Source organism: Chlorogloea sp. CCALA 695 (genome assembly GCF_003003885.1).
Taxonomy (GTDB): domain Bacteria; phylum Cyanobacteriota; class Cyanobacteriia; order Cyanobacteriales; family Chroococcidiopsidaceae; genus Aliterella.
In genome coordinates this window covers 1-2,420 of record NZ_PVWN01000151.1, presented here as the reverse complement: position 1 = coordinate 2,420, position 2,420 = coordinate 1, and the positions used below count along the sequence as shown (strand labels likewise).

2 protein-coding genes are annotated in these 2,420 nt (G+C 39.4%); both read right to left on the bottom strand.

The annotated features are described in order from the left end of the window. Nucleotides 1–1,224, bottom strand: a 1,224-nt coding sequence (locus C7B70_RS25605) for an IS701 family transposase (RefSeq protein WP_106371671.1), incomplete at its 3' end; no start/stop codon positions are given. 85 nt (nt 1,225–1,309) lie between these two features. Next, the gene (locus C7B70_RS25600) at nt 1,310–2,266 is read right to left on the bottom strand and encodes an IS630 family transposase (protein WP_106371670.1); all 957 of its coding nucleotides are present in this window, start codon (nt 2,264–2,266) and stop codon (nt 1,310–1,312) included. Nucleotides 2,267–2,420: the final 154 nt, after the last annotated feature.

Below are 2,420 nucleotides of genomic sequence, written 5' to 3'. Positions count from 1 at the left end.
TAACCAAAATAATAAGAGTGGTTGGACAACTAATCGCAGATTATTTAGAACATTCTTCCATCCGCTTGCATGATTCCATTGTTGATGGTTAGAAAAATCTACCATATTACTTTTTTGACTCTCAGTTTCAATTTGAGCAGATTGCTTTAGAGCTAAAAAAGCTGGAGAATTTAAACTAATCATTGTGTAAACACAAAAAATAATCTCCCACCACCTTTCAATATCTTTGAAGTGAGTGAAACGATAATCTGTCCAACCTAATTCCTGTTTACACTGCCGGAAGCCATATTCTACCCATGTTCTTAATCCATACAAGTCACCTAAAGTCTTCTTCAGGTTTCCCTGAATATTGGTCATCACAAAGGTCGTAGAATTCTCTGGCATGGTTTCTGGGTCAGTAGTTATTTCCCAGTAAGTTATTGCTCTTTTTTTACCGTAAATTATTTCCCTGATGTATCTAGTCTCTGACTTTTGATTGCTAAATGTTCGCTCAAAAGAACCCCACTTATTTGCCCTAACGCTTTGGCTAGCTGGCAACCAGACCGCATGATTACTTCTAATTGCTACTACATAGTCTAAATTGTATTCAGCTAACTTACTCAAAAATTGACTACTTTCACCATATAAACTATCTGCTAAAACCAGTTCAATATTAAAGCCTTCTTTAATTAATTCTGTAATAATTTCTGCGGCTAACTCAATTTTAGTTTGATATTTATCTTCTGCTTTTAGCGTTCCCTTGGGCTTAAATATTTTGACAATTAAAGGAAAGGTTATATTACAGTAAACTCCGTACGCATTTACTGAAACTATGCCGTTATCTATTTTCCCAACGCTTCCTAAATATTGCCTAGCCACATAATCTGTTTTTTTACCTTTTTTTCTATCCCCTGTCTCATCAATTACTACGGTTATGGCATTTCCCTGTAATGCTTTCTTTATCTTCGCTAATCTTCTGCTTCTTAATTGCTCAACTGACCAATCGCAATTTGCTATAAAATGATGTAGTGACTGCGCTGAGTTTATACTTACTACCTTAGCTATCTCTGGTAAGGATTTTCTTTTTATTGGTGAAATTATTCCTAAGTGTAAATATTTGAAGCACTCATAGTTTCTTACTTCTTTGAATAAGTCTCTATCCTCTGCACAATACTCGTCTATAAGCGCTACTGTTGGTTGAGCATCTCTAGGCAAATGCTTCAAGATTTGTAATTCCACATCCATTGCTCTACCTGCCTCATAGAGTTTTATCCTTCACTTATTTTATTTATTATATCCGGAAAATGACACAAGAGGGATACAGCAGTTTTCAAATGAATAAGCCGCAGTGAGCGAACCAACCAAGAGCATCATCGGAGGAGAGCCAGTTATTGATAATCTCAGTTAAAGCTTGGTCGAGTGCTTCACGAGTTCGGGCTTTAGCCGAACGCAAGAGTTTTTTGAGTTTTGACCAACATAATTCAATCGGCGAGAGGTCTGGAGAGTAAGGCGGTAAAAACACGAGTGTTGCCCCTTTTTCTTCAATTGCCTCTCGCACTACATGGGCGTGATGAACGGGTAAGTTGTCCATCACGACAATTGCTCCGACCCAAAGTTGGGGAATCAAAATCTTTTGGACATAGAACAAGAACACACTTGTATTAACACTACCAACAACGCTCAGAGTTGCAATTAAGCCATCAATACTCATACCACCAATTAAGGAAATATTTTGCCCCCGATTGCCAGGAGATTCCTTATCATATAGGCGTTCACCTTTTGGCGCACGACCGTACAGACGAGTCAATCCTAAATGCATTCCGGTTTCATCTATGAACACCAAATTGCGTGGGTCGATGGTAAAACTCCAGAGCCGATAAGCAAATCGCAAGTCCTTGACCCTTTGAGTATCTTGCTCACAGGCAATTAGCGTTTTTTTTTTGACACTCAACCCTAGGCGTTGGATGGCTCGTTGCATTGTCGTGACGCTGACGTTGACCCCGGTTTTTTGAGCAAATCGCTCACATAGCTCTTTTAGCAGAGCATCAGGTTGAGCCTCTACCAGCTCTTTGACTATCGGCAATTGTGAGTCTCCCAACTTAGCCACTGCGCCACCTCCATGCGGTTTTGGCTCTACGCCTCCAGTCTGTCGATAGCGTCGCGTCAGATCTCTAATAAAAGACAAACTGACTTTAAAGCGCTCTGCCAGTTGTCGTTGAGAGCCTTCTTTAGCTTGATAGGCTGCATTCACCCTTTGTCGTAAATCAATTGAGAGTGGACCTGGCATAACGGACAATTTTCTCTTTCACTCTTATGCTTTTTAGTCTATCAAACTGTGGTTTACTCAATCAATAACTGCTGTAACCCTCTTATGTCAGTTTCCGAAATCAATAAATAGTAAATAAAGCGTTTCATCCAGAAGAATAAAAGGGTTTGTATTG